The organism is Terrihabitans aquatilis (assembly GCF_052542005.1).
Genome location: NZ_JBOCUO010000002.1, coordinates 529,059 through 543,764 on the forward strand (window position 1 = coordinate 529,059; position 14,706 = coordinate 543,764).

15 protein-coding genes and 1 pseudogene are annotated in these 14,706 nt (G+C 63.9%); 7 read left to right on the forward strand and 9 right to left on the reverse strand.

The window, feature by feature from the left end; genetic code table 11:
* Positions 1-67: 67 nt before the first annotated feature.
* Genes ACQ6S1_RS08530 through ACQ6S1_RS08550 form a run of 5 tightly spaced genes read right to left on the reverse strand, consistent with a single transcriptional unit; the run spans position 68 to position 5,284 of the window.
* On the reverse strand, positions 68-661 hold the full coding sequence (locus ACQ6S1_RS08530; RefSeq protein ID WP_445040754.1) for a DUF4142 domain-containing protein: 594 nt from the start codon (positions 659-661) through the stop codon (positions 68-70).
* Between the two features lie 13 nt (positions 662-674).
* Positions 675-2,600, reverse strand: a complete 1,926-nt coding sequence (locus ACQ6S1_RS08535; RefSeq protein ID WP_445040755.1) for a nitric oxide reductase activation protein NorD — start codon at positions 2,598-2,600, stop codon at positions 675-677.
* Positions 2,600-3,412 carry a CbbQ/NirQ/NorQ/GpvN family protein gene (locus tag ACQ6S1_RS08540; protein ID WP_445040756.1) on the reverse strand — a complete coding sequence of 271 codons (813 nt, stop codon included), beginning with the start codon at positions 3,410-3,412 and terminating at the stop codon, positions 2,600-2,602. Before ACQ6S1_RS08540 ends, ACQ6S1_RS08535 begins: the two co-directional genes overlap by 1 nt.
* Positions 3,413-3,469: 57 nt before the next feature.
* Positions 3,470-4,819: a cbb3-type cytochrome c oxidase subunit I gene (locus ACQ6S1_RS08545; RefSeq protein ID WP_445040757.1), complete on the reverse strand. Its 1,350-nt coding sequence runs from the start codon at positions 4,817-4,819 to the stop codon at positions 3,470-3,472.
* A 12-nt stretch (positions 4,820-4,831) separates the two neighbouring features.
* Positions 4,832-5,284 (reverse strand): c-type cytochrome, encoded by a 453-nt coding sequence (locus ACQ6S1_RS08550; protein WP_445041251.1) that lies wholly within the window; start codon positions 5,282-5,284, stop codon positions 4,832-4,834.
* Positions 5,285-5,542: 258 nt separating this feature from the next.
* Here ACQ6S1_RS08550 and ACQ6S1_RS08555 point away from each other — a divergent pair, with 258 nt between their 5' ends.
* The 5 genes from ACQ6S1_RS08555 to ACQ6S1_RS08575 all read left to right on the forward strand — a co-directional run bounded on the left by ACQ6S1_RS08555 (position 5,543) and on the right by ACQ6S1_RS08575 (position 8,654).
* On the forward strand, positions 5,543-6,043 hold the full coding sequence (locus ACQ6S1_RS08555; RefSeq protein WP_445040758.1) for a cytochrome c oxidase subunit 3: 501 nt from the start codon (positions 5,543-5,545) through the stop codon (positions 6,041-6,043).
* On the forward strand, positions 6,040-6,336 hold the full coding sequence (locus tag ACQ6S1_RS08560) for a cytochrome C oxidase subunit IV family protein (RefSeq protein ID WP_445040759.1): 297 nt from the start codon (positions 6,040-6,042) through the stop codon (positions 6,334-6,336). Before ACQ6S1_RS08555 ends, ACQ6S1_RS08560 begins: the two co-directional genes overlap by 4 nt.
* Before the next feature lie 12 nt (positions 6,337-6,348).
* Positions 6,349-6,498: a hypothetical protein gene (locus ACQ6S1_RS08565; protein WP_445040760.1), complete on the forward strand. Its 150-nt coding sequence runs from the start codon at positions 6,349-6,351 to the stop codon at positions 6,496-6,498.
* A gap of 164 nt (positions 6,499-6,662) precedes the next feature.
* Entirely contained in the window at positions 6,663-7,370 is a 708-nt protein-coding gene (locus ACQ6S1_RS08570; protein WP_445040761.1) for a Crp/Fnr family transcriptional regulator, read from the forward strand.
* Positions 7,371-7,475: 105 nt separating this feature from the next.
* On the forward strand, positions 7,476-8,654 hold the full coding sequence (locus ACQ6S1_RS08575; protein WP_445040762.1) for an NnrS family protein: 1,179 nt from the start codon (positions 7,476-7,478) through the stop codon (positions 8,652-8,654).
* A gap of 8 nt (positions 8,655-8,662) precedes the next feature.
* Here ACQ6S1_RS08575 and ACQ6S1_RS08580 read toward each other — a convergent pair whose 3' ends face one another.
* The 3 genes from ACQ6S1_RS08580 to ACQ6S1_RS08590 all read right to left on the reverse strand — a co-directional run bounded on the left by ACQ6S1_RS08580 (position 8,663) and on the right by ACQ6S1_RS08590 (position 11,599).
* Positions 8,663-9,133 (reverse strand): hypothetical protein, encoded by a 471-nt coding sequence (locus ACQ6S1_RS08580; RefSeq protein ID WP_445040763.1) that lies wholly within the window; start codon positions 9,131-9,133, stop codon positions 8,663-8,665.
* A gap of 72 nt (positions 9,134-9,205) precedes the next feature.
* Positions 9,206-10,678: a copper-containing nitrite reductase gene (gene nirK, locus ACQ6S1_RS08585; RefSeq protein ID WP_445040764.1), complete on the reverse strand. Its 1,473-nt coding sequence runs from the start codon at positions 10,676-10,678 to the stop codon at positions 9,206-9,208.
* Positions 10,679-11,155: 477 nt separating this feature from the next.
* A complete protein-coding gene (locus ACQ6S1_RS08590) occupies positions 11,156-11,599 on the reverse strand; it encodes a hypothetical protein (protein ID WP_445040765.1) in 444 nt (147 codons plus the stop codon).
* Between the two features lie 145 nt (positions 11,600-11,744).
* Here ACQ6S1_RS08590 and ACQ6S1_RS08595 point away from each other — a divergent pair.
* Positions 11,745-12,154, forward strand: a pseudogene (locus tag ACQ6S1_RS08595) (TIGR00645 family protein); the annotation flags it as partial.
* A 34-nt stretch (positions 12,155-12,188) separates the two neighbouring features.
* On the opposite strand, the gene ACQ6S1_RS08600 reads toward ACQ6S1_RS08595, so the two are convergent.
* Positions 12,189-12,560, reverse strand: a complete 372-nt coding sequence (locus ACQ6S1_RS08600; RefSeq protein ID WP_445040766.1) for a glutaredoxin domain-containing protein — start codon at positions 12,558-12,560, stop codon at positions 12,189-12,191.
* Between the two features lie 349 nt (positions 12,561-12,909).
* On the opposite strand from ACQ6S1_RS08600, the gene ACQ6S1_RS08605 reads away from it, so the two are divergent.
* Positions 12,910-14,337, forward strand: coding sequence for a tyrosine-type recombinase/integrase (locus tag ACQ6S1_RS08605; protein ID WP_445040767.1), 1,428 nt, complete (start codon positions 12,910-12,912; stop codon positions 14,335-14,337).
* Positions 14,338-14,706 lie beyond the last annotated feature (369 nt).

Genomic DNA, 14,706 nt, shown 5'->3' on the forward strand with positions numbered 1-14,706 from the left:
ACCTAGCACTTCCCACCCATGATCGAATTTGCGCCAGATCAAATTCGGAGGCCGCAACGCCTCAGGATCAATACTGAGGCGGCTGGCCGACCGTTTCCACTTTGAGGTCATATTTCGCCCCGATTTCCCTGAGCGCACCGAATTGCTGTTGGATCGCGGCGAGCGTGGTGATCGAGAATTTCGCCAGGTCCGATTCCGGCGTGTGCGAGGCCTGCGTCTGGTACAGGTTCACCAGTCCGAGATGGGCGCGCAGCTGCCAGCCCAGATAGTCCTTGTCGAACGCCTCGCCCTGAAGGCCCTTCAGGCGCGTGATGTCGTCGTCCCAGGCATGCGCGGCGCCGGCTGCGGCCTCGGGCGCCTTGAAGCGGGCGGCCTCCTGCTGGAGCCTTTGACCGAGCTCCTCGTGCTTCGCCAGGATTTCCGCGCTCAGCGCCTTGACCGCGGGATCGCTCGCCCGCTCGGAGGCAAGGCGCGCCGCCTCCACTTCGGCTTGGCTGAAATTGACCGCGTGCCGGATGAACGCTTCGTCCCCGGCGGCAAGCCCCTGGCCTTCCTGAGGCGGCAGCCGTGGCGTCGGATTCGGCGTCAGCGAGGCCTGTGCGAAGGCGCCGGCGCCGGTCAGAAGCCAGCAGGCAAGGGCGATGGAATGTCGGGTCCACATGGGCTGGCTCTCCTCAGCTCGTGATCTGTCGGTAGATGGCGGGCAACGCCGCCGGCAGGCGCGCGATGTCGCGCACGATGGCGTAGCCTCCCGGCCCGAAAATGTGCGGGACGTAATCGCGGGCATTCTCGTCGACGGTCACGCCGAACACCCGCAGGCCCGCTTTTCGTGCCTCATGGATCGCCATGCGCGTGTCCTCGATGCCGTAGCGCCCCTCGTAATGGTCGACGTCGTTCGGCTTGCCGTCGGTCAGCAGCAGCAGCAACCGATGCCGCGACGGCCGTTTTTCGAGCTGGCTCGTGACGTGGCGGATCGCTGCGCCGATCCGCGTGTACTGGCCGGGCTTCAGCGCCTCGATGCGGCGCACCACGCGCGCGTCCAGCCGCTCGTCGAAATCCTTCACGCTCGCCACCGTCACGTTCTGCCGGCGCCGTGAGGTGAACGTGTAGATCGCATGTTCGTCGCCGCACGCGGTCAGGCCATGCGTCAGCGCCAGAAGCGCGCTCTTTTCGACATCCAGCACCCGCCGGTCCTGAAGCCAGGAATCGGTCGACAGCGACACGTCCATCAGCACCGCCAGCGACAGGTCACGCGCGGCGGAGCGTGAATTCGTGAACACCCGTTCCGAGCCGGCGCCGCCCGCCCGCCGGTCGGCCACGTCGCGCACCACCATGGACAGATCGAGGTCGTCGCCGTCCGGCTGCGCCAGAAACGTTTGCCGGCGCGGGCGCAACGCTTCGAACTGGCGGCGCACATTGCGGATGGTGCGCTGCATCGCCAGATCGGGCGTCCAGTCCTCGCCCTCCTCCGCAGCGGTCACCGCGTGCACGCAGCAATAATCGCGGATGTGCCGCCGCCGCTTCCAGTCCCATTCCGGATAGGTTCGGTCGGCCGCCAGCGGCGCGGTCTCGGCCTGGCGCGGCGCCAGATCGAGGTCGAGCTTCAGCCGGGTGGACGCCTTCTTCGAATTGGCGCCGATCGTCAGTTCCGGCGTGTCCTCGGCGGCCTGCCGGGCGTTTTCCTCGTCGTCGTCCTCGACGCTTCGGTTGACGTTGATCATCTCCGCGAGGCTGAAAATGGTCTCGAAGCGGTGCAGGATCAGCGGATCGCCGCGGTCGCTGTTGTCGGTCGATTTGCGGATGGCCTTGCGCCGCCGGCTGTCGACATGCAGCCCGTCACCGCCGCCCTCGTCGTTGTCGGCCTGCGGCACGCTTTCGCCGTCGCCCACCACCTCGCCCCACACCGGCACGGGCAGAAAGGTGCGGTAGGTGTTGCGGTTCATCCGCAGCGTCGCGGAAGCGGCGGCCTTCTCCTCGATCGCCCGCCATGGCGCCGCCGGCTCGGCACCTGCGGCGCCTTCGGCCAGCACGGAGCGGATGGCGTTTTCGAGATCGGCCTCCAGCCCCGGCAGATGCCGCTTCGGCCGCACGGCCAGGCTCGCCGCACACAGCCGCGCATAAAGCGGACGCAGCCCCGGCCAGGCGGCCAGCGCGGAGCGCGTCGTCAGCATGCCCGCCCGCAGGCGCTCCAGATCGTCTCGGAGGGGGTCGCCGCTCGCCTGTGCCGGCGCGACGGCGTGGGCGAACGAGGCCGCCAACCATTCATACAGGCCGGCATTGTCGGCACGGTCCGGAAAGATGTCGATCTCTCCGGGCAGCCGCAGCGTGGTGGCGTCCAGCATCGGGCGCTCCATCGTCTCGCGGTCGAGCGCCATGGCCTGCCGCATCTTGAGGCGGTGGTTGGAGGCGGAATGCCCGGCGGCAACGATGCGGATCGCGCCCGGCCCGCCGCACGCCCGGAACAGCAGGCCCAGCCGGCCGGTCATGTCATCGAGGCGCACGGCGGCATCGGGATAGGCGCGATAGGTCCGCGCAGCCCCCACCAGCCGGTGCCAGTAACGCCCGACCGTCTCTTCCGGCTCGAACGTCCAGATACCCATCAGCCCATCGCGATCTGCGCGACGCGGACCAGTCCGGCCACGATGTCCGGATCGTCCGACAGAGGTTCCAGCAAGGCCACGCGCAACGCCGTGTCACGGTCGAGACCGTCGCGGATCAGGGTCGCGCAATAGACGATGAGGCGGGTGGAAGCCCCCTCTTCCAGGTCCTGGCCCTTCAGATTGCGCAGTGCGTCCGCCACCTTCACCAGCGCCAGGCAGCGCTCGGCGGCAAGGCCGCTCTCGCGCGCCACGATGGCGGCTTCCGCCTCCAGCCCGGGAAAGCCGAACTGCATCGAGACGAAGCGCTGACGCGTGCTGGGCTTCAGCGTCTTGAGAACGTTCTGATAGCCGGGATTGTAGGAGGCCACGAGCATGAATTCCGGCGGCGCTTCCAGCGTTTCCCCGGTGCGTTCCAGCGGCAGCGTGCGGCGGTCGTCGGTCACGGGGTGCAGCACCACCGTCACGTCCTTGCGGGCCTCCACCACCTCGTCGAGATAGCAGATCGCCCCCTCCCGCACCGCGCGTGTCAGCGGGCCGTCGACCCACACCGTATCACCGCCCTTGAGCAGATAGCGCCCGGTCAGATCGGCGGAGGTCAGGTCGTCATGGCAGGAGATGGTGTAAAGCGGCCGTCCGAGCCGGGCGGCCATATGGGCGACGAAGCGCGTCTTGCCGCAGCCGGTCGGGCCCTTGAGCAGCAAGGGCAGTCGGTTGCGATAGGCGTGCTCGAAGATCGCGCATTCGGACCCCACCGGCTGGTAGAAGGGAACGTCAGGCGCGGATGCGTCGACGGAGGCGAGCGGGATCGACACGGATCGTGTGCTCCTGTGAGGACGGGCGGGCCCGGAGGCCCGCCCATTTGAACAATGTTATTCGGCGGGCTGCAGGTTGGCCGCGAGGCGGGCGGGCCGCTCCTCGCGGGCCGGGCCGAAGATCGAGTAGATGAACAGCAGCGCCGACAGCACCACCACCACGCCCGAACCGAGGCGCATCCAGTAGAACAGGGCGAGCTGGTCCTGCACTTCCATGTAGGTCATGCCCAGCACGCGCTGCAGGTGGATCTGCACCACGCCCGCAAAGGTCAGCGTGAAGGTCATGAACGCCATGCCGGAGCTCATCAGCCAGAAGCTCCACATATTGAGGATCTGGTTGTAGGGCTGGCGGTTGCGCAGATACGGCATCGCGTAGCTGATCATGGCCAGGTTCAGCATCACATAGGCGCCGTAGAAGGCGAGATGCCCGTGCGCGGCCGTCACCTGGGTGCCGTGGCTGTAATAGTTCACGAAGGACAGCGTGTGCATGAAGCCCCACACGCCGGCGCCGAAGAACGCACCCACCGTGCAGCCCAGCGACCACAGCATCGCCGCCCGGTTGGGATGATCGCGACGGCCCTTCCACACCATGGTGAAAGCGAAGATGACCATGGCGAAGAACGGCGCCACCTCGAAGGCCGAAAAGATGCTGCCCACCCATTGCCAATATGCAGGCGCGCCGATCCAGTAATAATGGTGTCCGGTGCCGAGCAGGCCGGAGAACAGCGCGAGACCGATGATGGCGTAGAGCCATTTCTCGATGACCTCGCGGTCGACGCCCGTCATCTTGATCATCAGGAAGGCGAGGACCGAGGCCATCACCAATTCCCACACGCCTTCCACCCACAGATGGACGACGTACCACCAATAGACCTTGTCGAGCGCGACGTTGCTCGGATTGTAGAACGAGAACAGCCAGAAGATGGCGATGCCCCACATCCCCAGAAGCAGCACGTTGCCGATCGCGGTCTTGCGGCCGCGCAGCATGGTCATGGAGATGTTGTAGAGGAAGATCAGCGCCACGATGACGATGGCGATCTTGATCCACAGCGGCTGCTCGAGGAACTCGCGGCCCTCATGCACGCCGAAGGCATAGCCCACCACGGCGGCCAGCGCGCCGAACATCAAGAGGCCGAGCTGGATATAGGCCAGCAACGGGCTTTCGATATCCCGCTCCGCCTCTTCCGGCACGAGGTAATAGGCACAGCCGAAGAAGCCCATCAGCAGCCACACGATCAGCGCGTTGGTGTGGATCATGCGCAGGATGTTGAACGGCAGGAGGTCGGCCAGGAAGTTCGGCATCACGTAAACGGTGCCGGCCAGCGCCCCCACCAGCACCTGCACGCCGAAAAGGATCATCGCGCAGACAAAATAGGCCAGGGCGACTTTTTGGGTCGGATATTTCATCGTCGTGCCCCTTTAGCCCGCCACGTTCGGCGGCCAGTTCTGCGTGTTCACGCGACTGGTGAATTCGAGAAAATCGATCAGGTCGTTCAGTTCCTGGTCCTGCAGGTGGAAGTTCGGCATCTGCCGTCGTCCTTCCACGCCGCTGGGCTGGGACTGCATCCACGCGATCAGGGATTCACGGGCGCCCTGCGGGTCTTCCCGGCCGCCATAGCGCACCCACACATTGCCGAGTTCGGGCGCGAAATAGGCACCCTCGCCCAGCAGGCTGTGGCAATTGATGCAGGCGTTCTTTTCCCAGACATGCTTGCCGCGCTTCACCGCGTCGGTCAGCGTCGTCTCGTCGGTGCTCGACGTGCGGATGTAGTAATGGGTGTGCCCCGTCAGCGCCACGAACGTGACGAAGAAGAAGATCGACCCGCCATAGAAGATGTTGCGGGCAGCCGCCTTCGTAAATCTTTCACTCATCGGCGAATGAGCCTTTTCGCGATTGGTCTGTCGCTCGATCCGTGGCAGCAGAAAATCCGGACGGCCGAACGACGCCACGCTAGCGGGCGTCCGCGCCACACTCTTTGTGCGGGAACAAAGAAGTTTGGGCTTGGTCCAGTTTGAAAGAACGGACGTGGGTTTCAGCCATCGAGAGGCGCGATCCGGACCGTGAGCGACCAATCTTCAGACAGTGAAATCGCGGATTGGGGACCGTTATCGGGATTGCCGGGCAATCCGATGATCTGGATCCTGATTCTCGGCGAGTTCGGGGTGTTCGCCATTCTGCTGGTCGGCTTTTCGGTGGCCCGCTTCCTCGACCCCGCGGGCTTCGCGGACGGCCACACCCATCTTCACCCGGTTCTCGCGGGCTCCAACACCTTCGTGCTGCTCACCTCGGGCTTCCTGGTGGCGCTTGCCACTGCGCGGAAGCGGGCGGGCCGCGCGGCCGCCTGGCCCCTCGTGCTCGCAATGGCGCTGGGCGTCCTGTTCCTCGCCATCAAGGCCACGGAATATGCCGCCATGTTCGGCGCCGGCATCGGCATCGAAACGAGCACCTTCTTCCAGCTCTATTTCCTCATCACCGGCTTCCACGCTCTGCACATCGTGTTCGGCATCATCCTGCTCGGCATTGTCGGTTTCGGCGACGATGCGGAGAATCTGGAGACGGGCGCCGCCTTCTGGCACCTGCTCGATGTGCTGTGGGTGCTGATCTTTCCCGTCGTGTACCTGCTCGAATGATCGCTTCCACACTGCGAAACGCCTGGCTCGTCCTGCTCGGCCTCACTTTGGCCAGCCTCGCCATTACCCTCGCTCCCGGCGTTCTGCCGTCGGGCGCGCAGGCCATCGCCTTCCTCGCGCTCGGCGGCCTCAAGGCCTGGCTGATCCTCGGCTTTTTCGTCGGGATCGATCGGCACGCCGGCGGCTGGCGCGCCTTCTTCATCGTCTTTCTCGTGCTGCTGTGCGGTCTCCTGATCGCGGTCTACACCGCAGGATGCGTCCACCACGGCGTCCAATGCTTCTCGAACCCGTAAGGCGGGCATGAAATGAACCAGGCTCTTGGTCTGATCGTGGCGGCCCCCGCCATCCTCCTTGTCATCGCCTTCATGTACCGCCAGGGCGCCGTCAGCCTGGTCGGTGCGATCACGGCCGCCATCATGTCCATAATCATCGCGATCGTGCTCTTCCTGTCCTGAAAGCCATGGCTTCGAGGTCGGATGCGCCATCGCGGTGATGGAACCCGGACCCGGTCCGCGCGTAGACAGACGGCCAATGGCCGCGGGCTTGCGCCTAAGATATGGTCAACCTGCCTCTTCATCAGGCATCGAGGCGCGAACCATGTCCGCAAAAGGGGAATGAATTGTCGGCGATTGATCGGACGATCATTTCCGGCCTGCCGATATTTTCGGGGCTGGACGAGAAGGGCCTCACGCACCTGCTGGAGCAGGCGCGGCCCGTTCGCGCGGCCCGCAACACCCCCATCTTCGAGGAGGGAGAGCACGCGCATTCGTTCTTCGTCCTCGTTCAAGGCCATGTCCGAGCGGTAAAACTCACCTCCGATGGCGCGCAGGTCGTCATGCGTTATCTCGGCCCGGGCGAGATCTTCGGCGTCGCCATTGCCATCGGGCGCGACACCTATCCCGCCACCGCGCTGGCCGTGGTGGACAGTCTCGCGCTGGCCTGGCCGTCATCCACCTGGCCGCGCCTGTCGCAGCTTTATCCGAACCTGGTCACCCAGACCCTCCACAAGATCGGCGAGCGCCTTCAGGACGCACAGACCCGCATGGTGGAAATTTCCACGCAGGAGGTCGAGCGCCGCGTGGCCCATGCCCTGCTCCGGCTCGCCGAACAGGCAGGCCGCGACGTCGAAGGCGGCATCGAGATCATCTTCCCCATCAGCCGGCAGGACGTCGCCGAGATGACCGCGACGACGTTGCACACGGTCAGCCGCATTCTCAGCAGCTGGGACAATCAGGGCCTCGTCGCCGGCGGCCGCCAGCGCATCGTGCTGCGCGATCTGCCCAAGCTGCGCCATCTCGCCAACGCACCCGAGGCGCCTTTGGGCTAAGGAGAGCACCGTATTGACGGGGAGTCCTTGCGGCGGCTCAAAGACAGCACCCTATCTTGGGCAGATGTCTGAACGCAGTCCTCGCGAAACGTGACGAGCCTTCCCATGCCTCCGATTCCCCGCCTTCAGCCCCATTCGGGATGGCCGATCCTCAGCTACGGCTTCCGGCCCTTCTACCTTCTCGGCTCGCTCTACGCGGGCGGGGCGATCCTGGCCTGGATGCTGATGCTGACCGGCGCGCTCGAACTCTCCAGCACGTTCACGCCGCAGGATTGGCACGTGCACGAAATGCTCTACGGCTTCCTCGTCGCCATCGTCACGGGCTTCCTGCTGACGGCGGTGCCGAACTGGACGGGCAATCTCCCGCTTCAGGGCCGAACGCTCCTCGTCCTCGTTGTGATCTGGCTGTTCGGCCGCATCGTCACCGCCTGCTCCGCCCACACCGGATGGCTGTTCGCCCTCCTCGCCGACAACGCCTTCCTCCTCCTGCTGACCCTGGCCATCGGCCGCGAGATCTTCGCAGGCAGGAACTGGCGCAATCTCAAAGTGCTCATCGCGGTCGGGGTCCTTTTGGCCGGCAACGTCACCTTCCATCTTGAGGCGCAGATGCAGGGCTCGGCGGATCATGGCTGGCGCATCGGCATCGCGGCGGTCCTGGCGCTCGTCATGCTGATCGGCGGGCGGGTCATCCCCAGCTTCACCCGCAATTGGCTGGCGCGCGCCCAGCCCGGCACCATGCCCATCGCCTTCAACCGCTTCGACATCGCAAGCCTCATCGTCGCGGTCGCGGCGCTCGTCTTGTGGGTCGCCGCGCCATCGGCCGCCGTAACCGGGGCCGCGCTCGTCGTGGCCGGCCTCGTTCAGGCCCTGCGGCTGGCGCGCTGGGCCGGCCACCGCACCTGGCCGGACCGCCTCGTCGCGATCCTGCACCTTTCCTATCTTTTCGTGCCGGTCGGCTTCCTCCTGCTCGGCCTCGCCGCGTTCGGGAGGGTGGGCGAGAGTGCGGGCGTCCATGCCTGGACGGCAGGCGCCATGAGCACGCTGATCCTCGCCATGATGACGCGGTCCAGCCTCGGCCACACCGGCCGCCCGCTCCGCGCCACCACCGCGACGCAGGCGCTTTACGCCCTCGTCATTCTCGGCGCCGTCCTGCGGGTGCTGGCCGCGCTCGGATGGGGCGGAATTCCCATGCTCCACGCCGCGGCGACCATCTGGGCTTCGGCTTTCATCGGTTTCGCCGTCGTTTACTGGCGGATACTCACCGGCCCCCGCCTCGCGAAATAGCGTCGCCGCTACAGGGCGCCGTGGCTGCCCAGCACGGCGCCGCCCACGGTCACGAGGCTCAGCATCAGCATCACGAGATGCACCACGTACAGGATCATCACGCTGCGGCGGGGATTGCGGTCCCATTGCCGCGCGATGATGCGATGCAGCACCAGGGGCTCGCCTAAGAACAGCAGCAGCATGAACAGCGCCCAGGTGCCCACCATCGCGTGCATCCACCACGCATCGGCCGAGTGGAAGCGGTCCCAGGCGTCCAGCGCCCACACCATGTAGAAGCCGCTCGCCCCCACGATCAGCGTGGAGGCGCGGGCGATCCAGATGAAGCGGCTCTCGATGGCGTGGAAGACCTGGCGGCCCCGCTCGCCGAACGCCCCCTTCAGGATCGCCGGCAGCAGCACGAGCGTCGCCATGCCGAGCCCCCCGATCCACAGCACCACCCCCAGCACATGAAGGGCCCGGGCAAGATTGACGTCGAACATGGTTCACCTCGGTTGACATGAAGAAGCCGCCCCGAAGGGCGGCTTTGGTTTGTCGCGGGAAGGGCCGTGGCCTTACTGCTTCTTGGCGGGGCCTTCGTGCATGATGTCGTCGTTGTGCTCGCCATCGACCACGAGGAAGCCGGCCAGGCCGCGCTCGGCGCGGGACAGCGCGTGATCCACCAGGACGTAGCGTCCCGCACGGTCCACCTTGAACTCCACCACCGTCGCGCCGCCCGGCGCCACCGTCACCGTCTGCACGCCGTTGATGGGCGGAGAGGTCAGGCTGGCCGATTGATAGACCCGGTCGAAGATCTCGCCGATCACGTGGAAGGACGAGGTGTAGTTCGGGCCGCCGACGCCGAAGAAGATGCGAACCGTTTCACCCACATTCGCCCGCAGCGGATGCGCCTTGGTCAGCGCGCCCACGGCGCCGTTGAAGGTGAAGTATTCGGCCTTTTCCGAGATCAGCTTCTCGTAATCCATCTCCTGCTCGCCGCGCGTTCCGAAGGGCTGCGCAGTGTAGAGCTCGCCCTGCATCACGTAGAATTCGCGGTCGACCTGCGGCAGGCCGCCTTCCGGCTCCACCAGGATCATGCCGTACATGCCGCTCGTGATGTGATGGGCGACGCTGGGGGTGGCGCAATGGTAGACGTAGAGGCCGGGAATGAGGGCCTTGAACGTCACCACCTTCTCGTCGCCGGGGTCGGTCTGGGTGAATTCGGCACCGCCGCCGGGGCCCGTCGCACCGTGGAAGTCCACGGAATGGACCATCACGCTGTTCTCGGGGTTCTTGAGGTGCACCTCGACCGTGTCGCCCACACGCACGCGCACCATCGGTCCGGGAACCTTGTGGTTGAAGGTCCAGTACGTATAGGTCGTGCCGTTGTCGAGCTGGCCTTTCAGCTCCGCCGTCTCCAGATCGACCCGCACCACCTGCGGCGCACGCGCCTCGATCGGCTTGGGAAGATCGCTCGGGTCGCGCGTCACGTCGGCCGCGTCGGAGGTCATCGCCGCGCGCTTTCCGGGCATGACGAGCAGGCGGCCTTCCATGCCCGCTTCGCGGTGGCCCGCGACGGAGCAGAAATAGACGAACTCGCCCGTCTTGGTCGCGGTGAAGGAGAACGTGGAACCGGCCCCCTTGGCCGTCACGATCTCGGATCTCGATGGATATTGGTCGATCACCACGTCGTGCTCGGCGCCCTCGCCGTTGATGAAGTTGATCTGGACGATCTCGCCTTCATGCACCATCAGCTGGGGGTTGACCTTGTCGTTGATCTCGCCGCCGACCCCGATATACACCATCCGCCCTTCGGCAATGCCCGAGCGCAGCGTGAACACCGTGGGGCTCAGCACGTCACCCCCGTGGGAGCCGAGCTGTTTGCCCTGCGCGTTCGGCGCGGCGGGTTGTGCCGGCGCCGCGGGCGCACTGGCCGCGGGGGCTGCATTGGCCGGCGCCGAATGGTTGTGTTGCTGGGCCCATGCCAAATTCGAATGCATGAGCAGGACCGCAGTGAGGGCGGCCAGACCTCTCCATTTCCGTGTCACGATACATCTCCCTGATGTCTGTCGCAGAGAGGTGTGCGCTTGCGAAAAACTGCCTTCTTTGCGCTGGAACAAACATCGTAGAAACCCGGATATTGCCGGCTCGAATCCGCCGCAAAAGGCTCGACCCCGACCTCCGCGCCCTCTGAAAAACGTCCTAAGCACACGCCGGGCGGTTTTCTTGCCCCTCGCCGGCCGGTCGCCACATCAAAGATGATGGCTGGGTGGCTTGCTCACCTGACACAGTGAACATGAACGCCAAATCCTTCGCAGAGCTTGTTCGATTCACCGGATTTTCAACGCTCTACTGATTCTCGTATTCGTTGCCACGGAATCCGCCGCAATGAACACCTCCAACGAACCACGTTCCGATGCTTTTCGGTCAGTACACGGCTGATAACGAAGATGGCGACTGTCCATCCTACAGCCGCCATTTTAAAGTTCTAACGTTGTGACTTGAGGCCGGTTTACGGGTCTTGGCTAAATCCCGCTCGCTTCATGCACGACGGTGCCATTAAAATCGCAACTGGCACCATGGTAGTAGGAGCAACCGGAAACTTCTTCCAGTTCCAACGTAAATTTATCCTTGAACTTGAAGTTCACAGTGCAAAGACGGCTGTTTTGCAGCGATTCTTCCTTGCCTTTAATGAACCCTTCGTTGGGAATGGACATGGTCGCGTTGGCACCGGTAATTTTGACATCGCCTTTCAGACTTCCAGCGCAACCTCGTGACGTATCGGTCATTTTGACCGTCGTCGAAATAGCGGCAGAATAATCGTTGCCTGACTTATGCGTCAGATCCACCTTGAGAGATGGCCCACCTTCGCTTTCGTAGAGACCTGCACGATTGACTTCGTTACCCTCAGCCAGGGCTGGTACAGCGAGGAACGCAAGCGATAAAGCCAATATCGATGTTCTGATCATCTAATCTCCAAAACCAATTATTTCAGGGGCGGAAGAGGTGTCCGATCTCTCTGCTTTTCAAATTACGCAGTGCAATCAAACGTTCAAGTCCGAAATTCGTGTCTACAACCCCGCGCACTTTGGTTCAGGGTTCCACCTTGTCCACGAGGAACTCTGGCACCTCGTCAGCCACGCCACCTTCTTCACCGAGCAGCAGATCATGCTGACGGTGCTCGGCCTCATCGACGTGGTGATGATCTCCAACTTCTGGTGATGGTGATCGTGGGCGGCTACGAGACGTTCGTCTCCCGGCTGAATCTCGCCGGCCATCCCGACCAGCCGGAATGGCTCAGCCACGTCAATGCGGGCGTGCTGAAGGTCAAGCTCGCCATGGCCATCATCGGCATCTCGTCGATCCACCTGCTGCGCACCTTCATCGAGGCCAGCCGCATCGGCGCGGAGGGCAGCACCCTGACGAGCGAAGCCGCGATGTGGCAGACCATCATCCACTCCATCTTCATCCTGTCGGCGATCGGCATCGCCTATGTCGATCGCATGACCCAGCAGGAGCATTAGGCGGGAACGGCATCCCCGCCCGGGGCCGGCCGGCTCAGGCCTGCCCGGCCTTCAGTTCGCGCAGTTCACGGAACATCGCGATCGTGTGCTTGAACACGCCATCCGAATAATAAGCGAGCAGCGGCAGCGTCGCCGGGTCGACGCCCGTATCCTTCGCAAAGCGCGCGATGAGGTCGTCGGTGCCGGGGGTCAGCTTGCCGGGCTCCAGCTCCGCGGCCGGGAAGCTCGGCTCCTGCCCCGCCTCCTCCATCTGCTGGCGCAGCGCCGTGTGGGTCGCGTCGCCGTCTTCGAACTCCACATAATCGAAGCGGTCGGCGATGCCCGCTTCGGTCAGGAAGATCCGCAGTTTCAGGCAGAACGGGCAGGATTTCTTGAGGTAGATCTTGGTGGCTGAATTGTCGGTCATCGAGAGCTCCATCGAGCGCCCGGTCCAGCCAGGCGTCGAGCCCTTACGTCGCGACGCCCGACCGTCGCCGCAAGCCCATCCGAGGGGCATGCATTGCCAAGAACTCTCTGAGAAAGATGGTGCGGGTGGCCGGGGTCGAACCGGCACTCCTTTCGGAACCGGATTTTGAGAGAGCGGATATCCCCTATCCTGTATGTATCCGGGGGTATCCGTTTTCCCGATAAGCGCCTGTCCTGTATGGACATTTTGACTTATCGAGACACTCATACCTAACCGGATGTTCGCTACGGTTGGCTTTCTGGATGCACCTATTCTGCACCTGAGAACCGACCTCAACGGAGGTTAGGAAATGCCCAAGATCAAGCTCACGAAAACTGCCGTCGACGCCGCCGCCCCGAAAGAACGCGATTACGATCTCCGGGATACGACCACACCTGGCTTTCTCTTAAAGGTCACGCCCGCCGGTCGCAAGATTTTCATGCTCGCCTACGTCGCTCACAACGGTCAGCGCAGGAAGCCCGCTATCGGACGCTATGGCGAGATCACCGTGGAGCAGGCGCGGCGCATCGCCCAGGACTGGCTCGCAGAGGTTCGCCGCGGGATCGATCCCAGCTCGGAACGCGCCGCCGCCCGGCAGGCTCCTACCGTCACGGAGCTGTTCTCGCGCTTCATCAAGGAATACTCGGAGCAGCACAACAAGCCGTCCACTGTCGAATCGAACCGCGGGTATGGGAAGCGCTACATCATCCCCGTCCTAGGGAATCTCAAGGTGCCCGATGTGACACGCGCCGACATCTCGGCCTTGATGAAGAAGATGGCCAAGAGCCCGACCAACGCCAATCGTGTGCTGGCAGCGCTGCGCAAGATGTTCAACATGGCCGAGGTATGGGGACTGCGAGCTGATGGCTCCAACCCCTGTCGGCATGTCCCAAAATATCCCGAGCGCGGCAGGACGCGCCTTATAACTGATGCCGAGTTGCGCAAGCTCTACAAGTATCTCGACCGCTCGGAAGCCGAGGGTCTGGAACACCCCTTCATCATTCTCGCCATCCGTTTGCAGTTCGAGTTTGCCGCGCGCATGTCCGAAATCCTTAAGCTCGAATGGGCCTGGGTGGACTTCCAGAACCGGCGCGTCGTCTGGCCGGACAGCAAGACCGGGGAAATGTCCAAGCCGATGAGCGCGGAGGCGCTTCGGCTCTTCAAGACAGCGCCGCGGCTGGAGGAGTCCCCATTCGTGTGCCCGTCAGTCTTCGATCCGAACCTGCCGATGTCGAAGCACACCTATTATCACGGGTGGCGCCGCATCCTGCAGCGCGCCGGTCTACCGCATATCGGCACACACGGCATCCGTCACCGCTCCGCAACTGACATCGCCAATTCAGGCATCCCGGTGAAAGTCGGCATGGCGCTTACCGCCCACAAGACGGTCACCATGTTCATGAAATACGTCCATACCGAAGATGATCCGGTAAGGGCGGCGGCCGAGGCGGTCACTCAGCGGCGTCTATCCCTTGTTGGAGGAGCGCAGCCCCCTGCGTCTGCGCCGGTTATGGCCCAGGAGCCGTCGTCTATCGCACCGATTGCCCAGCACGCAGAGCCTGCCCTCGGGCCCGACGGAAAACCGCTGGGTTTCGAAGACGGCGTATATCCATCGCGAACGCGGCTCGGCAATTATCGACCCTACCGCCACCGCAGCGGCGAAAACCGCTCCGTTCCGCCTGGCACGAAGCGGGCCGAGGGAACGGAGGCGAACCGTGCCGGAAAGAGCAAAGCCTGAGCGCCGCTGGCCAACCCCGGACGTACTCAAGCGCGCAAAATTCGTCGACGGCGCGGGGTCCAATCCGTTTTGTCGACACCGAAGCGGCCGCGCGTCATCTCGCCCTCGAAGCACACATTGGAATGTTACCGCTCCCTAGGCGGGGGCGGACTGCCACAAGTTCGAAAGTAGGTCCGCCATGCGGTAGAGGATCTCGCCGCATGGGCGAAGAGCTACCGTCGCTGGATAACAGCATCGCCAACGGTGCCTCGTATCCTACCCATTGACCGAATATAGGTTTCAACCTATATGGGTTGGGAGGTCGAATTCCACCCCGTCTTCGAGGCTGAGGTTCTGACTTTTGAGCGTGATATCCGTGTCGCGTTGATC